This window comes from Kitasatospora sp. NPDC015121 (genome assembly GCF_055562955.1).
The window spans coordinates 131,062-149,765 of sequence record NZ_JBVHEH010000004.1 but is presented as its reverse complement, the minus strand read 5'-3'; the positions used below and the strand labels follow the sequence as shown (position 1 = coordinate 149,765).

The following is an 18,704-nucleotide window of genomic DNA, read 5'->3' as shown; positions in this document are numbered from 1 at the left end:
CCCCTTCAGTGGGCCGCTCCGAGCAGGACGACGCCGACCACCACCACCGCTCCGGCGCAGATCCGGCGGCGGCCGAGGGGTTCTCGGAACAGCACCGCGCCGATCACGGCCGCCCAGATGATCCCGGTCTCGCGCAGGGCGGCCACCTCGGCGGCCGGGCTGCGGGTCTGGGCCCACAGGACGGCGCCGTAGGAGAGGGCGGCGACCAGCCCGCCGACGGCGGAGCGGACCCGGTCGGGGCGCAGCAGGTCGCCCAGCGGCCGGTGCCGCAGCCGGGGCATCAGCAGGGCGACCAGCACGCCCTCCAGGGCCGCCATCCACGCCGTGTAGCCGAAGGCGGAGCCGGAGCGCCGCACGCCGACGGCGTCGATCAGGGTGTAGGCGGCGATCGTGGCGCCGGTGGCGAGGGCCGCGCGGACCACCGGGCCGCCGATCCCGCCCCGGCCGGGCAGGCCGCTCAGCGAGAGCACGGCCAGGCCGCCGCAGACCGCGAGGAGCCCGGCGAGTTGGCCGGGGCCGAGGCGCTCCCCGAGCAGGCCGACCGCGACCGCGGCGACGCCGACGGGGGCGACGCCGCGGGCGACCGGGTAGACCTGGCCGAAGTCGCCCAGCCGGTAGGCGCGGGACAGCTGGGCCATGTAGACGGCGTGCACCGCCGCGGAGGCGACCAGGTAGGGCAGGCTCGCCGCGGCGGGCAGGGCGAACAGCGGCAGCAGGGGCAGGCAGAGCACGGTCTTCGTGACGCTGATCAGGGTGAGTCCGGCGTCCCGGTCGCGGGCGGCCTTGGCCATGGTGTTCCAGGCCGCGTGCAGCAGCCCGGCGGCCAGGACGACGGCGATCGGGAGCGCCGGCGCGGACGTCACCCGGCGGCCGGCGGGGCCTCGTGCCGGCGCAGGTCGTGGAAGAACCCCGGGACGGGGGTGAGCCGGCCGGCGGCGGCGAGCCGGTCGTGGACGTGCCGGGCCAGCGCCAGGTCGAGCACCCCGAGGCCGAAGGGGGAGAAGACCACGGTGCGGTCGGCGGGGACGTCGCGGTCCTCGACGAGGTGGTCGTAGAGGGTGCCGTCGACGAAGCCCCGGTGGCCGACCCGTTGTTCGGCGAGGTGCGGGGAGGTGTCGGCCTTGAGGCAGTGGTCGACGTCGTCCAGGACGTTGTAGGAGTCGAGGACGACCTCCGGCCCGAGGTCGCGCAGCGAGATGTTGAGGACCAGGGGGTGGTGGTCGAACCAGGTGCGGTCGGTGAGGTGCGGGGCGGGGGCGACCGTGGCGATCACCAGCAGGTCGCTGGCGCGGACCAGCGACTCGGCGGTGGGGTGGAGTTCGGCGTCGGCCCCGGCGGCGGCGAGGTAGTCGCGGAAGCCCTCGGCGTGCGCGGGGTCGCTGTCGTGGACGCCCACCCGGGTGGTGTCGAAGCCGATGGCGCGCAGGTGGTCGTGGAGGTAGCGGGCGATCAGCCCGGTGCCCAGGAAGCCGATCCGGGCCGGGCGGGTGCCGCGGGCCCGGCCGAGCCGGTCGGCGGCGAGCGCGGCGGAGGCGGCGGTGCGGGCCGCGCTGATGATGGAGCTCTCCAGGCAGGCGAACGGGTACCCGGTCGAGGTGTCGTTGAGGATCAGCACCGCGGAGGCGCGGGGCAGTCCGTCGGCGACGTTCTCCGGGAAGCTGGAGATCCACTTGACGCCGTGCACGTCGACGTCGCCGCCGACCGAGGCGGGCAGGGCGATGATCCGGGAGGACGGCCGGTCGGGGAAGCGCAGGAAGTACGAGTCGGGGTTGACGGTGCTCCCCTCGCCGTGCAGCCGGTAGGCGCGTTCGACGACGTCGACGACGTCCTTCTCCCGGCCGGCGAGGACCTCGTGCACCTGGCTGCCGGGGATAACGGAGAAGGCGGGTGCGGTGTTCACGCGGCGGCTCCCTGGAGGGTGCGGGCGGGCTGGGCGGGGGTGGGCCGGGCGAGGGCGGTGCGGACCCGGTCGACCAGTTCCTGCGGGGTGTGGGTGACCCGGCGGCCGGCCCCGGTGCCGCGGGGCCCGGTCAGCGCGTGCAGGAGGGTGAGGCCGGGGCCGAGCTCGGCGGCCCGCAGCTCGTCGGCGTCGCGGACCAGGACGGTGCGCGGGTAGCCGGCGGCCCGGGCCAGTGCGGTGAAGTCCGAGCGCTGGACGGTGCGCTGCCCGCCGGTGCTCTCGTGCATGCCGTTGTCGGCGACCACGTGCAGCAGGTCGGCGCCGGTGGCGGCGAGCAGCGGGAGCACGTTGAGGTTCATCAGCAGCGAGCCGTCGCCGTCGAGGGCGACGACGGTGCGGCCGGGCCGGGCCAGGGCGATGCCGAGGGCGATCGGCGCGGCCATGCCCATGGAGCCGACCAGGTAGAAGTTCTCGGGCCGGTCGGCGGCGTTGAAGAGTTCGCGGCTGGTGTAGCCGCAGGTGGAGACGATCACCGCGTCGGGGTGGCGGCGCAGCAGTTCGAGGGCGATACCGGAGAGCGTGAGCTGGGACATCAGATGCCTTCCCGGACGACGAGGACGGCGCAGCGGGAGCGCTGTTCCATCTGGGCGAGGACCGCGGCCACCGAACCGGGCACGTCGGCGTGGTCGAGGACGGTGTGCGGGAGATCGAACAGGTCGAGCAGGTTGAGCAGTTCGGCACCGATCACGTCGTGTTCGACGGCGTCGTTGCCGTCGTGCCCGCGCCAGCTGACCACCAGCAGCACCGGGACGTCGTAGATCAGGTTGAACGAGGTGAGCACGTTCAGGCAGTAGCCGAGACCGGAGTTCTGCATCAGTGCCACGGCGCGCTCACCGGCCACCACGGCTCCGGAGGCGATGCCGACGGCGCTGTCCTCGCGCGGGGCGGGGACGTACCGCAGGCCGGCCAGCGCCGGGTCCGAGTCGGCGTCCTCCAGCAGGCGGAAGGCGCCGGCCAGCAGGCTGCAGGGGACCCCGGTGGCGATCGTGTAGCCGTGGTCGACGAGGCCTTCGAGTAGGGCGCGGGCCGTACCCGTGTCGGTGGCGGTGGCGGACATGGTCATCAACTCTCTTCGGCGGGGCGGTCGGTGGACGGGCGGGTGGACGGGCCGGTGGACGGATCGGCGGGCGGACCGGAGGGCGGATCGGTGGCCGGGGCGCCGTAGAGCAGGCGGGCGTAGCGCGGGCCGTAGCGCTCCTCCAGCTCGGCGAGCGGGACGTCGGTCCACTCGGTGGCGCGGGCGATCCGGGCCCGGGAGGGGACGGCGTCCGGGGCCCAGCTGTCCGGGTCCCACAGGGCCGCGCGCAGGAAGGACTTGGCGCAGTGGAAGTAGACCTCGTCGGGCTCGACCAGCAGGGCCAGGGTCGGTACGTGGCCGCGGTGGGCCAGGTCGGCGAGGAAGGGGGCGTCGGTGACCAGGCGGCCGCGGCCGTTGACCCGCAGCGTGTCGCCCCGGCCGGGGACGACGAACATCAGCGCCACCCGGGGGTTGCCGAGCAGGTTGCGCCAGCTGTCGGCGCGCCGGTTGCCGGGCCGGTCGGGGAGGGCGAGCAGCCGGTCGCCGAGGACGTGCGCGAAACCGGGCGGGTCGCCGCGCGGGGAGACGTCGCAGCTGCCGTCGGCGCCGGAGGTGGCCAGCACGCAGAACGGGGACCGGGCGATCCAGGTGCGTTCCAGCGGGCCGAAGCGGTCGACGCTCTTGCGGTGGACCACCGGGTTCGGCGGGGGGACCAGCTCGCGCAGCTCCCGCTCGGTGGTGATCTCCCGGTACGGGCCGGCGGTCACTTCCTGGACCACATGCGGAACATGTACCGGTTGACCTGGTCGGGCCGGTCGGCGTCGAGGTCGATCTCGCGGGGCGCGAACCGGTCGACGAAGGCCGTCCTGGAGTGCAGGAAGCGGTCGTCGGCCGAGACCAGGGTCTGGCCGCGCTCCAGCCGGATCCGGTACTGGACGCCGGACTGGTCGAGCACCGCGTCGAAGAAGTCGAGGGCGGCGCGCTGGCGCTCGTCCATCGGGGTGCCGAGCTTCTCGTGGGCGCCCTCCATGTAGGTGCGGAAGTACCGGACCAGTGCCTCGCCCCCGGGGCTGTAGCTGATCACCGGGGAGCGGAAGAAGCCGTCCTCGGCGGCGGTCATGCCGCGCTTCTCGAACCAGAAGTCGCGGGTGAGGACGTCGAGGACCTCGGGGTACGAGGTGAGCGTCTCGTGCACCGAGCGGGCGTCCACCAGGATCGACTCGCCGCCCAGGTAGGCGCTCTGCCCGCAGGACAGCAGCAGGTAGTCGATCGGCTCGGGGTCGTTGACCGCGTCGTTGTGCATGTGCGAGCCCTGCTTGGTCTGGTGGTAGCGGGCGCCCTGCTCGACGGTGCCCTGGTTGCCGCGGTCGTAGACCTCGATGAAGCGCCAGCCCTGGTGGTTCTGGACCATCGGGCGGCCCAGCGCGCTGCCCAGCAGCCAGGCGTAGACGGCCTGGCCGCGCAGGGTGTCGACGCCCTCGACGCGGTCGTAGACGATGAAGTGGACCCGCGAGTCGATGATGTCGCGGGTGGTCTCGATCTCGGCGCGGAAGGCGGGCAGCCGGTCGAGGTCGACGTCGAGGCCGTCGATCCGCCGGCCGGCCGTGGCGGCGGCCAACTCCGAGGTGTAGGCGGCGATCTCGCGCTGCGCCTCGGGGCCGAAGGTGTGGATCGCCTCGGCGGGGACTGCGAGGGTGCGGGCGTCCGGGGTCATGGTGGTCATGGACATGTCCAATGCGTCGACGGAAGGGTGGCCGGGGCGGGCCCGGGCGGATGCGGGCGGGCCGGGGCAGGGGCGGGGGCGGGGGCGGTGCGGTGCGGACGGCGGCGGCGCGGCGGGGCGGTCAGTCCGACAGCCGGGCCAGCACCGCGTCCCGGGTGGCCGGGTCGCGGAGGTCGGCGTTGACCCGGAAGCAGCGCGTGCTGCACACCAGGCCCGCCAGCTGGTGGTTCATCCGCATGAGCACCCGGCTGAACTCCACCACGTCACGGCCCTGGTGGGCCAGCACGTCGTCCTTCAGCCCGTACGTGGTGACGGCGTGCGCGTACTGGCCGAGGAACGCCTCGGCCGCGGCCGGGTCGAGCTCCTCCATGCCGGTCCGGCCGCGCGGGTCGTAGTCGACGACGACCACGTTGCGCACCACCGCCCGGTCCACCGGCCGGCCGCCGAAGACCAGGTCGGCCGGGGCCAGGTAGTCCCCGCTCTCCAGGTGCGGCGTCAGGCCGTGGCGGTCGATCAGCGGCCCGAACTGGGCGTCCCGGCGCACCCGCACCGAGGTCGGCACCCCGTACGCGGCGCCCTCCCTCACCAGCACGTGCGTGTTGGTGAGGAAGCGCGCCCCGGCCAGGCACGCCTGGGAGAGGAAGACCGTCTTCCCGCCGCCGTTGGGCCCGACCAGCAGGGTCGCCCCGCCGGTGCCGAGCGCGAAGCCGGCGGCCTTCAGGTGCAGGTAGCCGTGCTCCACCGCGAACTCGGTGAGGATCCGCTTCACGAAGTACGGCCACACCGTCCGCTCCAGCCGACGGCCGAAGACGTAAAACCGGCGGCCGTCGGTGCGCAGGTAGGCGGGCTCGCCGTGGATGTGGCTGAGGTAGTACCCGCCGCGGAACCGGCGGGCCCGCAGCGAGTCGTCCGCGGCCGCCGCCACCTCGGCCGGGTCGAAGGCGTCCCGGTCGAGGTCGAGGCAGTCCACCCGGTAGTCGGGCTCGGTGCCCTCGGCGGCGTCCCGGGCGAAGTAGGCGTGCCCGTCGAAGCGTTCGAGGTTGCTGGTGACCCGCAGGGTCAGCAGGCCCAGGTCCGCGGTCCGGGCGGAGCGGACCGGGAGGGCGGACAGGTCGAGGGGCATCGGGCGGCTCACGGCCAGGTGGTGAGCTCGGGCAGCCCACCACCGTCCACGGTCCGCGGGCGCTCCGCAGCGGGACGGCCGCTGATCCAGGCCGCCAGCGCGCGCAGGTCACCGCGCACCACGCGCCCCTCGCCCCAGGCCTGCCCGGTGTCGGCGGCCTCCAGCCGGGTGCCGGCGGGGAGCCGCGACTGGAGGAACTCCACGACGTGGGAGGAGAGTTCGGCACTCCACTGCTCGCTGCGGCGGCCCACCTCCAGGTCCACCAGGTGCAGGGCGCTCTCCCGCCACCAGGCCAGCCGGGTCGCCCACAGCGGCGAGTCCCGGTAGGCCGAGGGGCGCTGCCAGTCGTCCTCGGACAGCGCGGCCCAGGACTCCTCCAGCGCGGTCAGGCCCTCGGCGAGCCGCTCGGTCAGCCACTCGACCGGACGGCCGTGCAGCTCCTCGATCCGGCGGTCCCGGGTCGGCCGGCCGCCGTCGTACACCTCGACCAGCTCGCCCTTGACCGCGTACCGGGCCTGCCGGGCGAAGGCCTGGGAGAGGTCGGCCAGGTGGATCAGCACGTGGCCGCGGGTCCAGCCGGGCAGCTCGATCCCGGCCCGGGCCTGATCCTCCGTCAGTTCTGCGGCCAGCAGGGCGCGGTGGGCGTCGGTGATGTCGGCGAACTGCACGGCGGGGTCGAAGACGGTCATGAGCCGGTCCTCTCGGTCGGGCTGCCCGGCTCGGCCGGGCGAGGCAGGAAGGCGTTGGTCCAGGACAGGATGTCCCGCAGGACATGGTGGTCCTTCTGGGGCCGCAGCGCACCGATTTGGTGGTACATCACACCCTCGCTGGGCGGCCCCAGGACGGTGATCCTCGGCTCCACCCGGCCGTCGGCGCGGTACGGGTGGAACTCCGGGGTGAGGTCCAGGCCGCCGGGCACGAAGTCCGGTTCGTCCAGGCCCGGGTTGGCCCACTTGCGGACCAGCCCGCGGCGCAGCAGGTTGGGGTAGATCGGCATGACGTCGCGGGCGGCGTCGAAGCCGTGCACCCGGGCGTCGACCAGGGTGTCGACGAGCCGGTCCGCGCCGGTCACCGCGCCGCGCAGCCGGAACCCGCCGGCGGCGGCGTCGCACTCCACCGAGGTGTCCGGTCCGAGGGAGACGTCGACCAGCCCGGCCTCGACCAGCGCCCGGACCTTCTCCATCGCCTCCCGGGAGGCGCCCTGGCAGAGCCGGTTGTGGTGGCCCGTCCAGACCTCCAGGAAGGTCCGGTGGGACCCCGCCCGCAGCCCGCCGAAGTCGACCGCCTCGATCACCACGCCGCGCAGGTCGCGCCAGGCCGCGTCGGCGGCGGCCTTGGCCGGGTTGTCCAGGTTGCCCTGGGCGGCCCAGCGGATGTCGCGGTCGAGGAAGTCCAGCAGCGCCTCCCGGTACTCCGCCGGGGTGCGGTAACTGCCGCGCGGGAGCGGGTCGATGGTCACCTCCCAGGAGAAGGCGTGCTCGGCGGCCCGGGTGGCGTGCCGGTACGGGGAGGTCCCGGCGGCCACCGAGGCCGCGAACCGGGCCGGGTCGCCGGCCGACGCGAGCAGCCGCTCGGCGGCCTCCGCGCCGTACACCACGGTCAGGAAGCGCCGCACCGCCGGGGCGAGCGGCAGCCCGGCCGGGCCGACGGCGGCGTCGAGCGCGCGCTCCCCCGCCAGCACCCGGTCGACGGCGGCGGCGGTGGCCGCGGCCAGCTCGTCCAGCGGGCCGGTCAGCGCGACGGCCGCCGCGCGGGGGTCGGCGAAGACCCCCGCGTCCGCGAGGAACTTCTCGTAGCCGGGCCGGGCGGCCTCGACGGCCAGCGACCGGAACTCCGCACCGTACAGCGTGCTGTACTGGATCAGCGCCATCTCCAGCACGATCAGCGGGAACAGGTGCGCCTCGAAGTCCAGTTGGCGCTGCTCGCGGCCGCCGACCAGGTTGGGCCGGCCGACGGTGCGGCGCAGCTCGCCGACCGCGGGGACGGTCAGGAACGCGCCCCGGTACTCCAGCGCCGCGATGTCGCGTTCCTTCTGGTTGTACGGCCGGGCGAAGGTGAACAGGCCGTTGCGGCTGAAGGCGACCACCGAGTCCGGCTCGCGGCCGCTGCGCCGGTACGCCAGCCGGCCGTCCGCGCCGGGCTCGAAGGTGCCGCCGCGGCCCTCGGTGAGGTAGAGGATCACGTCGATGCCGGTCAGCCCCATGCCCAGGCAGCCCACGGTGTGGCCGGGGCCGGTGCCCGGCACGTCCAGCGAGCGCTCCAGCGGGTAGGCGGAGGGGATCAGGGTGCCGCCGTGCGCGGCGGCGAAGGCCGCCCACTCCGCGGTGCGGGGGGAGAGCGCGGGGTCGTTGGACGAGTGGCCGGTCAGCAGCAGGACCAGGTCGGCCCGGTACGGCTCGGCGCCGTCCGCGGTGAGCACGGCCAGCCGCTCGCCGCGCTCCTCCAGGTCGACCACCTCGGCCCGCCGCAGGTCCAGGGTGACGCCGGGAGCGGCGCGCAGCAGGTCGACGTAGCGGCGGAAGCTGTCCTGGAGCGCCTCGCCGTGCAGGTAGCGCTTGGGCCAGTCCTCGGCGACCAGGTCGTAGGTCTCGTCGCCGGTCGCGGCGAAGCGGTCGCGGCACCATTCGAGCAGCGTGGGGCGGTCCGCGGCGGGCAGCAGCGGGCCGGCGTCGACCACGCTCTCGTCGGCGCCGAAGGCGACCTGCCCGACGATCCGGTTGAGGTAGCTGGTGCGGCTCTGCCGGGGGCTGTGCACCTGGCCGGAGCCGAACTCGCCGGACAGGTCGTACACCACGACCTCCAGTTCGGTGTGACCGTCCGGGCGGTTGGTCAGGGCGGCGAGGCGTTCCAGCACGTAGGTGCAGGTCGGTCCGCCGCCGACCACGGCGAGGCGGACGGGGCCGGTCGAATCGGGCGCGGTCACCGGTTCTCCTTCCGGGGGCTGGAGGGCTGGGCGGGGCGGGGGGCGGATCCGGCGGCGTGCTCCTTGCGGACCTCGTCCAGCGCGGCGAGCAGCCCCTGGACGTCGCGGTCGGTGAGCTGGCCCATGGTCGCGATCCGGAACACGCCCGCGTCGGCGCTCTGGGTGGCGTAGATGACGTAGCCGCGTTCCTTGAGGCCGTCGTGCAGCCGCTGGTAGTCGAGGCCGTCGTCGAGGAAGGCGTTGGTGAGCGAGGCGGCGCGCTGCTCGGGCGGCAGCAGCAGCCGGATGCCGCGCTCGGCGAGGCCGGCCCGGACGGTGGCGGCGCGGGCCGCGTAGCGGGCGGACCGGGCGTCGACGCCCTCGGCGAGGGTGAGGTCGAGCGCCGCGTCGAGCGCGCGCAGCACCTGCATGGCCGGGGTGAACTGCGGGGTGGCGGAGCCGACCTGGGCCCGGTAGTTCGCGTGCAGGTCGAGGTAGAAGGTGCGGGGCGGGCGCCCGGCGAGTTCCTCGAAGCGGGCCCGGGGGGCGGTGACGAAGCTGATGCCGGGCAGGCCCTCCAGGCACTTGTTGGCCGTGCCCACGCACCAGTCGATTCGGTCGGCGCTCACGTCGAGGGCCTCCGCGCCGAGGCTGCTGATCGCGTCGACCAGCAGGCTGCGGCCGTGCGCGGCGGTGATCCGCCCGATCTCGGCGACCGGGTTGAGCATGCCGGTGCTGGTCTCGTGGTGGACCACGGCGACGTGGGTGAGGCCGGGGTCGGCGGCCAGGGCGCGTTCGACCGCGGCCGGATCGATCGGCGCGGCCCAGCCGAACTCCAGCCGGACGGCGGGGATCCGGTGCGTCCGGGCGATCGCGTGCAGCCGCTCGCCGTAGTGGCCGTTGTCGAGGACCAGGAGCCGGCCGTCGGGCGGGACGGCGGAGCTGATCGCGGCCTCCAGCGCGGCGGTGCCGGAACCGGTGAGGAGCACCGTGGCGTGCGTGTCCGCGCCGCCACCGGCCACCTCGGTGGCCTTGCGGGCGACCGAGGTGAGCAACGCGGCGGCCTCCGGCTCGCGGTGGCACTCGTCGGGCGAGCCGATCGCGGCCCGCACCAGGGGGTGGACGTTGACCGGGCCCGGGTTGAGCAGCACGGTGCGCGCGGGGGTGGTCCGGTCGGTGACGATCTCGGTGTGGCGCCGGTCCGCGGGCCAGTCCTCCAGCGGGGCGAAGAGGTGGCCGAGGCCGCCGGTGCGCTCGCCGCGGGTGATCACGCACTGGGCGCCGCGGCGGGCGTGCGCGGCCAGTGCCGCGATCTTGCCGCGCATCGCGTCGGTGGCGTCCCAGGACCCGGTGGGCCACAGCAGGTGGTCGGCGGCGGACGGGTCGGCGGCGTCGAGCCGGCGCAGCACCGGGCTGGTGTCGTCGGGCCCGGTCAGGACGCCGGGGACGTCGGTCAGCGCGACGATCCGCACCCCGCCCGGGTCCCGGTCGAGCAGCAGGGCCGGGGCCTCGTCGCTGCTGACGATGCGCAGGCCGCCGTCGGCGGTGAGCACGCAGTCGCTGGAGAGCACCGGCAGGGCGTGCTCGGCGAGCAGCCGCCGGACGACGGCCGGGTCGGCGTCCTCGGTGCCGTCGGGGTGCTGCCCGTACAGGCCGGTGAGCTGGAGCGGCACCGCGCGGACGCCGAGCAGGCGCAGCTGCGTGACCCACTCCCAGCGGACGGCGAAGGCGGGCGCGGTCAGGGCGAGGGCGGACCAGGGGTCGCGGGCGGAGTCGACGGTCCGGCCGACCTCGTGGCAGGCGGCACCGCCGCCGGTGACCAGGACCACCCGGCCCGGATGCGCGTCGACCAGGTCGCGCACCTGGCGGGCGTAGTCGGCGACCGCCGACGGGTCGGTGCCGAGGCCGGCCCGCTTGTCGGAGAACAGGCTGCCGCCGACCTTCAGGACCAGCAGGTCGGGGACGCGGCCGGGCGCCGCCGGGGCGCTCACGCCTCGGCCCCGGTGGCCAGCGGCACGGCGGACTCCCCGGCCTCGCCGCCCCGGGCCGACTGGAACAGCCGGGGCAGGAACTCCAGCGACCAGCGGGCGCGCTGGCCGTCCAGGTCGCCGAACTCGTCGAGGTAGCCGAGGTCCTCCGGCCGCAGCCGGTCCAGGACCGGGGCGGGGACGGCCTCGGGGTAGAGCTGGTCGACGAAGTGCAGCGCGTAGTAGACGATGTCGCCCGCGCCGTACTCCTCCACCCGGCCGAGGAAGGACTTCCAGCCCTCCTCGTCGAGCCGGGCGACGACCAGGGAGACGTCGAGGAACTTGGCGATCTGCAGGTCGATGTTCTCGCCGATGAAGAAGAGGCTGGTGGCCTCCTTGTGCAGGTGGGCGCAGAGGTCGAGCAGCCGGTCCTCCGGGGCGGGGATCCAGGCGGGGGTGCCGCACACGGTGTGCGGGACGGCCCGGTCGAGGAGCTCGGCGGCGGGCGCGGTGCGGCCGGACTTCTTCTGGAAGATGTCGTGCGTCAGGTCGACGTCGAACTCGGGCACCGCCACCCGGTGGCCGCTCTTGCGGTACGGCAGCTGCTGGCTGAGGTTCAGCCGCCAGAACACCTGGGTGTCACGGCTGAACGGCTCGACCCGCTCGCCGTCGGCGACGAGGTTGCCCTGGACGTAGCCGAGGCGTTCCAGCACCTCGCGGGCGCGGGCCGCGTCGGCGCGGTCCAGCAGCAGGTCGAGGTCGGTCATCCGGCGCAGCGCCGGGTCGCCGTACTCGCCCTCGGCGAGCGGGAAGCCCTTGCGGACGGCGTACCGGATCCCGGCCGCGCCGAGTTCGCGGAAGATCCGCCCGAACTCGTCGGACAGGGCGTGGTTGCGCTCGCGGTTGGCGAGGTAGGCCCCGGTGAACGCCCACGGGTAGGGGAAGGTGCCGGGTCCCTTGCGGTCCAGGCGGTGCCGGTGGACGTGGCGGCCGACCAGCGGCAGCAGCTTGTGCCGGGCGGCGGCGTCGGTGAACGCGCCCCAGTCGAGGTCGGGCCGGTCGGCCAGCGAGCGGACCAGGTCGAGGTGCCCGGGGTCCAGGTGGAGCCGGGCCAGGGCGAGCAGGAGGCGCGCGTGCGGCGGCAGTCGGTCGGTCCCGGGGCGCGGGGCAGCGGTGGTCATCGGTCGCCCTCCTGGCTGTGGGCCTCGGCGAGGAGGCGGTGGTCGGTCTTTCCGTTGGCGGTGAGCGGCAGCCGGGTGTGCTCGTGCCAGCTGCGCGGGATCTGCCCGGCGGGCAGCAGGCCCCGGAGGAAGGCCCGCAGTTCGGTCGGCGTGACCGGGGTGCGGGGGACGTAGTGGGCGGCGAGGTCGTCGCCGGCCGCGGTGACCGCGCACGCGGCCAGCGCGGGGTGGCGGCCCAGGGCGAGTTCGACCTCGTCGAGTTCCAGCCGCACCCCGGCCACCTTGACCTGCCGGTCGTCGCGGCCGAGGTAGTGGACGACGCCGTCCTCGATCCGGGCCAGGTCCCCGGTGCGGTACAGCCGCCCGGTGGGCGAGTCCGGGTCGAAGGGGTCGGCGAAGAACGCCCGCGCGGTGGCGGCGGGGTCGTTGACGTAGCCGCGGCCGACCGGCAGGCCGCCGACGAACAGGTCCCCGCTCTCCCCGGGGTCGGCGGGCCGCCAGTGGCCGTCCGGGTCGGCGACCAGGACGTGCAGCACGGCGTTCGCGATCGGACGGCCGACCGGCAGCCGGGGGAGGGCGAGGTCCTCGGCCGTGACCCGGTGGTGCGTCACGTCGTCGGAGCACTCGGTGGGGCCGTAGGCGTTGAGCAGCGCGGTGCCCGGGAAGGCGTCGGCGATCCGCCGGGCCAGGCCCGGGCGCAGCTCCTCGCCGGTGGAGATCAGCACGCGCAGCGCGGGCCGGGTGCCGCCGGGCCGGGCGGCCTCGTCGGCCAGCCAGCCGGCCATGGTGGGCACCAGCTCCGCGACCGCCGCGCCGCCGCGCCGCAGCGCGGCGGCCAGCCGCCGCGGGTGGCCGAGCTCGGCGTCCCGCACGACGGCGACGCTCCCGCCGACCAGCAGCGGCGCGAGCATCTGCCACACCGAGATGTCGAAGACCAGCGGGGCGGTGAACGCCAGGGCGTCCCGCGCGGTGAGGGCGAGGTCGTCGACCTTGGCCCAGAGGTGGTTCAGCATGCCGCGCCGCTCCACCACCGCCCCCTTGGGGGTGCCGGTGGTGCCGGAGGTGAAGATCAGGTAGGCGGCGTCGGCCGGGTCGCCGGGGTCGGCGGGCGCCTGCGGCTCCTCCTCGGCGTCCCGGTGCTCGACCACCGGGACGCCCGCTCCGGCGGCCGCCGAAGCGGCCGGGCCGCCGGAGGTCCCGGTGTAGTCGAGCAGCCGGGCCGCGCCGGAGCGGCGCAGCACGTCGGTGGTGCGGGCGGCCGGCCAGGCGGGGTCGACCGGCAGGTAGACCGCGCCGAGCAGGTCGGCGGCGAGGAACACCGTCACGGTGTCGGCGCTGCGCGGCCCGGTGGCGGCGAGCACCTGTCCGCGCCGCAGGCCGTCCCGCCGGAGGCGTCCGGCGAGGGCGGCGGCCCGGCGGGCCAGGGTGCGGTAGTCGGTGGACCGGCCCGCGTCGGTGACGGCGGTCCGTTCCGGGTCGCGCCGGGCGGTGTCCAGCACGTACCAGTGGAGCGGCCGGTCGAGCCGGACCTCGCGGGGGCGGCGCAGCGCCCGGGCGGCGGCCGCGGCCGCGGTGCCCGGTCGCAGCGGCAGGACCGCGAGGGCGGCGGCCGCGGGCGGGTGGGGGGCGGTCGTGGTCATGCGCGCGGCTCCCTGGTGGGCGGGGTGGCGAGGGTCGCGCCGAAGTGCCGGGTGACCCAGTCGTCGTCGTAGACGGTGTCGAGGTACCGCTCGCCGAGGTCGGGGGCGATCGCCACGGCGGTGAGGGCGCGGTCCGGGTCCTCCGCCCGGAGCCAGGCCAGCGCGGCGCTGACCACGGTGCCGGAGGAGCCGCCGAGCAGCAGGCCGCGGGCGGCCAGCCGGCGGCACATCCGGACGGTGTCGGCCTCCGGGACCCACAGCACCTGGTCGACCAGGTCGGGGTCGACCATGGGCATCCGCTCGGCGGCGCCGAGCCCCGGGATCCGCCGGGGGCCGGGTCGGCCGCCGAAGTTGACCGACCCCTCGGCGTCCACCGCGATCAGCCGCACCCCCGGGTGGTGGTCGCGGAAGTAGCGGGCGCACCCGGTGAGCGTGCCGCCGGTGCCGACGCCGACGAACAGCACGTCGAGGGTGCCGAACTCCTTGGCCAGCGCGGGGCCGGTGTGGTGGTAGTGGGCCAGCCAACTCGCGTCGTTCTCGTACTGGTTGAGCCAGAGGCGGCTGCTGTCGCCGGTGCACAGCTCGCGCACCCTGGCCTTGCGCGCGGCCAGCATGCCGCCGTTCGCGGCGGGTTCGTCCACCACCTCCACGGTCGCCCCGAGGGCGCGCATCAGCCGGATCGTGGACGGGTTGCACTTCGCGTCGGTGACGCAGTGGAAGCGGAGGCCGCGGGCGGCGGCCACCACGGCCATGGCGACGCCGAGGTTCCCCGAGGAGGACTCGACCAGCGTGGTGTCCGGGCCGATCAGCCCGGCCCGCTCGGCTTCGGCGACCATCCAGGTCGCGGACCTGATCTTGACCGAGCCGGCGAAGTTGAGCCCCTCGCACTTCAGGTGGAGGTTGACGCCGAGCGACGCGGAGAGGTCGACGAAGACCTCGGTGTCGAGCAGTTCGTGGGCACCGGTGACGACAGGCACGTCAACTGCCTTTCCTCGGAAGCGGTCCGACCGGTCGGCGACGGGGCTCAGACACCGAGCTTCTGCCACTCGGCGAGCCGCTGGAGCTCGAACAGGTCGCCGACCGAGGCGATCGAGCCCTCGATGCCGGTGGTGTCCCCGTCCCGGTAGATCGCCCGGTAGGCGTCGCGCAGCGAGGAGACCGAGGCGCGCAGGCCCTGGTTGGCGTAGATCACCACGGAGACGCCGGCCGCCCGGGCCTCGTCGACGTGCCAGTCGGGGTAGGTGGTGGGCACCACGACCACCGGGACCCGCCCGTCCCAGCCGTCGAGGAAGGCCAGCACCTGGTCCTTGGTGCGCTGCTTGGAGTGGACCAGCACCGCGTCGGCGCCGGAATCGGCGTACGCGCGGCAGCGCTCCAGCGCCTGGTCGACGTCGAGGCCGCTGATCAGCGCCTCGGTGCGGGCGATGACGAAGAAGTCGGAGCTGTGCTGGGCGTTCTTGGCGGTGCGGATCTTGGCCGCGAAGCCGGCGGTGTCCAGCAGGGCCTGGCCGCTGCCGACGAAGCTGTTCATCTTCGGGAACAGCTTGTCCTCGATGCACACGGCGGTGATGCCGGCCCCCTCGAACTCGTGCACCATGTGGGCCACGTTGAGGTTGTCGCCGTAGCCGGTGTCGCAGTCGGCGATCACCGGGATGCTCAGCGCCTTCTGGATGTTGGCCGCGGCCTCCAGGTACTCGCTCATGCTCAGGATGCTGGCGTCGGGCAGGCAGCGGGACGCCGAGACCTCGAAGCTGGAGGACCAGACCGCCTGGAATCCGGCCTCCTGGGCCAGGTAGCCGCTGAGGGCGTGGTGCGCCCCGGCGACGCGGACGATGTCCGAGTCGGCGAGGACGGAGCGGAAGGACGGGTGGTTGGCGCGCAGCACGGCGGGTCTCCTCGTGGGGGCAGCGGGGTTCATGACGGGTCCTGGGCGCGGGACAGCGCCCGGTGGTCGATCTCGCCCTTGCGGGTGAGCGGCAGGACGGTGCGGCGGGTCCAGCTCAGCCGCAGGCCGGGGTGCCCGGGGGCCGTGGCCGGCCCGTCGGGCGGGTCGCCGGGGTCGGAGGCGACGTAGAACACCTGGAGCTCGACGTCCCCGTCGCGCTCGCCGGCGAGCACCGCGCAGCGCCGCACGCCGGGGTGGCGCTGGAGTTCCAGCTCCACCTCCTCCAGGGCCAACCGCTCTCCCCGGTAGAGGAGTTGGCGGTCGACACGGCCGTGGTAGCGGACCTCCCCGGCGTGCAGGGAGACCAGGTCGCCGGTGCGGAAGGCCAGTCCGGTCGGTCCGGCGTCGGGGGTGGTGTCGCGCAGGTAGGCTCCGGTGCGGACGCGGCCGTGGTCGAGGTGCCCCAGGCCCACCGGCGCGCCCTGGACCAGGAGTTCGCCGATCTCGCCGGGCTCGGCGTGCCGCCAGGCGCCGTCCGGTTCCGGCAGCACGGCGGAGAGCACCGCGTTGGGGATCGGACGGCCCCGGGGGACGCGCGCCGCGGACAGGTCGGCGACGCCCACCCGGTGGTGCAGCACGTCGTCCGCGCACTCGACCGGGCCGTTGGCGAACACCGTGGTGACGCCAGGCAGCACGGCGGCGACGCGGGCGGCCAGCGCCGGGCTCAGCTCGCCGCCGGTGGCGACCAGCAGGCGCAGGGCGCCACCGGTCGGCGGGGCGCCACCGGTCGGCGGGGCGCCACCGGGCCCGCCGGGGTTCCTCCCGGCGGTCCGCTCGAAGCGGTCGAGCAGCCAGCCGACGGCGGTGGGCACGAGTTCGACCACGGTGGTGCCGGTGCGGTCCAGGGCTCCGGCCAGCCGGCGGGGGAACGCGGTGTCGGCCTCGTCGACCACCGCCACCGTCGCGCCGACCAGCAGCGGTGCGAGCATCTGCCACACCGCGGTGTCGAACACCTGCGGGGCGCTGTAGGCGACCCGGTCCGCGGCGGTGAGGCCGAGGTCCGTGACCTTCGCCCACAGGTGGTTGACCATGCCGGCGTGGGCCGTCACCGCGCCCTCGGCGCCGCCCGTGAACTCGGCGGTGTGCAGGGCGTACCGCGGCTCGGCGGGGTCGGCCCGCCCGCGGGGGGCCGGCCCGTCGGCCGTCCCGGTGGCGGCGGCGGGCTCCTCGGCCAGTTCGACCAGCCGCAGCGACGCGGGGGGCGGTCCCCCCGGCGCGCCGTGGCGCACCAGCCGGGTGGCACCGCTGTGGTGGGCCACCTCGGCGACGCGTTCGGCGCTCCAGTCGGGGTCGAGCGGGACGTGCACGCAGCCGAGGTCCTCCATCGCCAGGAAGACGGCGATCGCGGTGGCCGAGCGAGGCCCCTGGACCAGCACGGGCTCGCCCGGGGCGCAGCCCGCCGCGCGCAGCGCCGCGCCGTGGCGGCGGGCCTCGGCGTCCAGTCGGGCGTAGTCGACCGCTCTCCCGCCGTCCAGGACGGCGGTGCGCCCGGGGGTCAGGGCGGCCTGCCGGTGGACGCGGCCGACCACGGTCTCGCCCAGGTCGAGCGGCTGCGGGCGGCGCAGCGCCCGGTCGGGGCCGCGCAGCCGGAGCGGGGTGGTCACAGCAGCGGCTCCAGGGCGTGTCGCAGGGTGCCGGGGGTGGCGAAGGTGCCGGGTTCGAGCAGTTCCTCGGGGAACTCGATCCCGTAGTGGTCCTCGATCGCGGTGACCAGCTCGACCACGAGCAGCGAGTCGATGCCGACTTCCACCAGCGGTGTGTCGTCGGTGAGTTCGCAGTCGGCGGCCAGATCGCGACAGTAGGGGCGCAAGAAACGCGTGAACTCGTCGGCGATGGTGATGTCCATGCAAAATCCTTCGTGGTCTAGACAATCAACGCGCGATTCGGGGCGCCGCCCCGATCCACGCGGGCCGCCAGTTCCATAGCGGTGTCGGTGTGTTGGTCGATCGCGTCGAAGATCGACGTCGCCTCCGAGCACAGTTCCAGGGCATCCCGGATAGCATCCGGTGAACCCCCGGAGAATGTTCGAGTGAACAGACGGGACTCGCTGAACCGGAAGCGCAGCGTGGTGACCGTGAGGTCGTGCGCCGGGGCGAACGCGCCCAGGGTGCGGACGCCGGTCGACCCGCCGGGGCTGCTCAGCACCCCGGTGGCTCCCGCGCTCTGCACGTCCACGTGCAGCTGGAGGTAGTCGGCGCCGTCCTCCAGCAGTGCCGCCCTGTACTCGGGCACCGCGCACAGCAGCTCCGGCACGCTCAGCCGGGCGTACCGCGCCGCCCGCCACACCTGCGCCTGCACCCGCCCGACCAGCGCGGACAGCGGCTCGGTCGGATCCACCCGGCAGGGGATCGGACGGTCCATCACGAAGTTGCCGGCCGTCGCCCGCTCCACCGCGTCGCGCCGGGTGGAGACCGGCGTGTGCAGCAGGAAGGCCGAGCGCCCGGAGCGCCGCCACACCGCGACCGCGGTCACCGCGGCGAGCACCGCGAACGGGGTGGCCCGGCAGCTCCGCACCAACGCGCGCAGCCGCCGGTGCGCGGCTCCCCCCGGCAGCTCGCGGTCGACCTGATTGCGCACCCACGCGCTCCGCGGCGCGGTGCGCCGCAGGATTCCGGCGAGCGGCTCCGTCCCGTCCGCGGCCCGCCGCCAGTGGGCTATTTCGGCCGCCGTCTCCCGGTCGCCCGGCGTCCGGGCCCGGGCGATCTCCGGAAAACTCCCGGGGGATTCCACCGGACGCCCTTCGAGAAGGGCGAGAAGATTGTCCGCGAGCAATGAGCCGGAATATCCGTCCGCCACCAGGTGGGCCACTGTTCCGAGTATTTGAAGCGGAGTGCCGTCGTCCTCTTCCAGGACGTCGAATCGCACCCTCCCGGGTCCGAGGTCCACATTGTGCAGCTCGCTGCGGAGGCGGTCGAACTCGCTCTCGACCCCACCTCCGGCGACTTTCCTCGACACGGTCCCGACGGGCTCGTCGGAGATCGTCTGAAGGAAGTTCGACCGGCCGACGGAACGGCTGCGAAGGCCGTCATGTCCGCTGGTCAGCGCCTCGATCGCGGCCAGGACGGCAGCCCCGGTGGCACCTGCGGGGACGGCGGCCCCGAAACTCACATTATGAAATATCCCGGGCCCGAAGATCCCTTCGAGAAACAGCATGCTGCGCTGTTCAGCGGTCAGCGGGAATGCATCCACACGAGCACCTCCTTCTCACGCGGAGAACACCGGTAGGCATGGTCGGACAAGGAACG

General features: G+C 74.8%; 17 protein-coding genes. All 17 read right to left on the bottom strand.

Translation table 11 applies throughout. From position 1 onward, the window contains the following. Window positions 1–5 precede the first annotated feature (5 nt). Window positions 6–863 carry an EamA family transporter gene (locus ACZ3J7_RS06625; protein ID WP_465617519.1) on the bottom strand — a complete coding sequence of 286 codons (858 nt, stop codon included), beginning with the start codon at window positions 861–863 and terminating at the stop codon, window positions 6–8. After that, a complete protein-coding gene (gene sbnB / locus ACZ3J7_RS06620; protein ID WP_465617517.1) occupies window positions 860–1,900 on the bottom strand; it encodes a 2,3-diaminopropionate biosynthesis protein SbnB in 1,041 nt (346 codons plus the stop codon). The genes ACZ3J7_RS06625 and sbnB overlap by 4 nt, the downstream gene beginning before the upstream one ends. After that, a complete protein-coding gene (locus ACZ3J7_RS06615; RefSeq protein WP_465617515.1) occupies window positions 1,897–2,493 on the bottom strand; it encodes a thiamine pyrophosphate-dependent enzyme in 597 nt (198 codons plus the stop codon). The genes sbnB and ACZ3J7_RS06615 overlap by 4 nt, the downstream gene beginning before the upstream one ends. Continuing rightward, window positions 2,493–3,023, bottom strand: coding sequence for a thiamine pyrophosphate-binding protein (locus ACZ3J7_RS06610; protein ID WP_465617513.1), 531 nt, complete (start codon window positions 3,021–3,023; stop codon window positions 2,493–2,495). Before ACZ3J7_RS06610 ends, ACZ3J7_RS06615 begins: the two co-directional genes overlap by 1 nt. Then, on the bottom strand, window positions 3,023–3,757 hold the full coding sequence (locus ACZ3J7_RS06605; RefSeq protein ID WP_465617511.1) for a pyridoxamine 5'-phosphate oxidase family protein: 735 nt from the start codon (window positions 3,755–3,757) through the stop codon (window positions 3,023–3,025). Before ACZ3J7_RS06605 ends, ACZ3J7_RS06610 begins: the two co-directional genes overlap by 1 nt. Continuing rightward, window positions 3,742–4,701: a TauD/TfdA family dioxygenase gene (locus tag ACZ3J7_RS06600; RefSeq protein ID WP_465617510.1), complete on the bottom strand. Its 960-nt coding sequence runs from the start codon at window positions 4,699–4,701 to the stop codon at window positions 3,742–3,744. The genes ACZ3J7_RS06605 and ACZ3J7_RS06600 overlap by 16 nt, the downstream gene beginning before the upstream one ends. A gap of 121 nt (window positions 4,702–4,822) precedes the next feature. Further along, window positions 4,823–5,824 carry a FomB family phosphonate monophosphate kinase gene (locus tag ACZ3J7_RS06595; protein ID WP_465618018.1) on the bottom strand — a complete coding sequence of 334 codons (1,002 nt, stop codon included), beginning with the start codon at window positions 5,822–5,824 and terminating at the stop codon, window positions 4,823–4,825. An 8-nt stretch (window positions 5,825–5,832) separates the two neighbouring features. Beyond that, window positions 5,833–6,513, bottom strand: coding sequence for a maleylpyruvate isomerase family mycothiol-dependent enzyme (locus tag ACZ3J7_RS06590; RefSeq protein WP_465617509.1), 681 nt, complete (start codon window positions 6,511–6,513; stop codon window positions 5,833–5,835). Then, entirely contained in the window at window positions 6,510–8,747 is a 2,238-nt protein-coding gene (locus ACZ3J7_RS06585; RefSeq protein WP_465617507.1) for an FAD/NAD(P)-binding protein, read from the bottom strand. Before ACZ3J7_RS06585 ends, ACZ3J7_RS06590 begins: the two co-directional genes overlap by 4 nt. Further along, window positions 8,744–10,717 (bottom strand): aminotransferase class V-fold PLP-dependent enzyme, encoded by a 1,974-nt coding sequence (locus ACZ3J7_RS06580; RefSeq protein WP_465617505.1) that lies wholly within the window; start codon window positions 10,715–10,717, stop codon window positions 8,744–8,746. The genes ACZ3J7_RS06585 and ACZ3J7_RS06580 overlap by 4 nt, the downstream gene beginning before the upstream one ends. Then, the gene (locus ACZ3J7_RS06575; RefSeq protein ID WP_465617503.1) at window positions 10,714–11,874 is read right to left on the bottom strand and encodes a nucleotidyltransferase domain-containing protein; all 1,161 of its coding nucleotides are present in this window, start codon (window positions 11,872–11,874) and stop codon (window positions 10,714–10,716) included. The genes ACZ3J7_RS06580 and ACZ3J7_RS06575 overlap by 4 nt, the downstream gene beginning before the upstream one ends. Next, window positions 11,871–13,514 carry an amino acid adenylation domain-containing protein gene (locus ACZ3J7_RS06570; RefSeq protein ID WP_465617500.1) on the bottom strand — a complete coding sequence of 548 codons (1,644 nt, stop codon included), beginning with the start codon at window positions 13,512–13,514 and terminating at the stop codon, window positions 11,871–11,873. Before ACZ3J7_RS06570 ends, ACZ3J7_RS06575 begins: the two co-directional genes overlap by 4 nt. Next, a complete protein-coding gene (gene sbnA / locus ACZ3J7_RS06565; RefSeq protein WP_465617498.1) occupies window positions 13,511–14,491 on the bottom strand; it encodes a 2,3-diaminopropionate biosynthesis protein SbnA in 981 nt (326 codons plus the stop codon). The genes ACZ3J7_RS06570 and sbnA overlap by 4 nt, the downstream gene beginning before the upstream one ends. 47 nt (window positions 14,492–14,538) lie before the next feature. Next, the gene (locus tag ACZ3J7_RS06560) at window positions 14,539–15,432 is read right to left on the bottom strand and encodes an isocitrate lyase/phosphoenolpyruvate mutase family protein (protein ID WP_465617496.1); all 894 of its coding nucleotides are present in this window, start codon (window positions 15,430–15,432) and stop codon (window positions 14,539–14,541) included. Beyond that, a complete protein-coding gene (locus tag ACZ3J7_RS06555) occupies window positions 15,429–17,063 on the bottom strand; it encodes an AMP-binding protein (RefSeq protein ID WP_465617494.1) in 1,635 nt (544 codons plus the stop codon). Before ACZ3J7_RS06555 ends, ACZ3J7_RS06560 begins: the two co-directional genes overlap by 4 nt. Continuing rightward, window positions 17,060–17,305 (bottom strand): phosphopantetheine-binding protein, encoded by a 246-nt coding sequence (locus tag ACZ3J7_RS06550; RefSeq protein ID WP_465617493.1) that lies wholly within the window; start codon window positions 17,303–17,305, stop codon window positions 17,060–17,062. The genes ACZ3J7_RS06555 and ACZ3J7_RS06550 overlap by 4 nt, the downstream gene beginning before the upstream one ends. A gap of 17 nt (window positions 17,306–17,322) precedes the next feature. Further along, complete coding sequence (locus ACZ3J7_RS06545; protein ID WP_465618016.1) at window positions 17,323–18,612, bottom strand: condensation domain-containing protein; 1,290 nt, start codon at window positions 18,610–18,612, stop codon at window positions 17,323–17,325. Window positions 18,613–18,704 lie beyond the last annotated feature (92 nt).